General features: G+C 46.2%; 1 protein-coding gene. It reads right to left on the bottom strand.

Going from position 1 to position 625, the window contains the following annotated elements; genetic code table 11:
- Positions 1-625 (bottom strand): tetratricopeptide repeat protein (locus tag R7R78_RS27410; protein WP_225474766.1); only part of this gene is annotated, 625 nt, incomplete at both ends.

The raw sequence follows: 625 nt of genomic DNA, 5'->3' as shown, positions 1-625 counted from the left end.
AAACCGAGTGCTTTGTTAATGTATTTGACGGCTTGTTCAAGGTTGCCAATTTCAGCAATAGCGGAAGCAAGACCCAAATACGCCAAGCCTTGTCCATACGGATAGTGGAGCTCTTCCAAGATTTTCAATGAGTTCTGGTAGTGGTTAATGGCCTTATCGAAATCTTTCGATTTGTTATACATCCGAGCTAGGCTGTGTTCGACTTGCGCCACTTTGAGTGGGGCCTCCTCAAGTTGACGCGCAAGCAAGGATTGGATGAGGTATTGCTCCGATTGCTCAAACTGTCCTAATTCGGCCAGTAAATTGCCGACATCGTTATAAATACCAGATGGGTCGCTTTGATAAGACATATTGGCAAGCAGGCGGCGGTACAAGCTCAGAGCTTTTTCGTAGTCGCCGCGATAATTGTAGTTGTTCGCTACGACTCGCAACGCCAAGTCTGCAGGGAAGACTTCTGCGTGCTTATCGTCTAAATGGCTTTCGAGAGATGAGCAAAAGAAGTTTGCCTTGTGGTAACGGCCTTGCTGGTTTAGCGTGTAGCAAAGTTGGTAATTCATCAACGCTTTACCTTCCACGTCACCATTTTGTTTCATCTTTTGCCTTAACGAGCTGAAACTGGCAACTG

The sequence above is a fragment of the Vibrio sp. 2134-1 genome (assembly GCF_033339495.1).
This window is presented reverse-complemented; position numbering and strand designations above follow the sequence as displayed.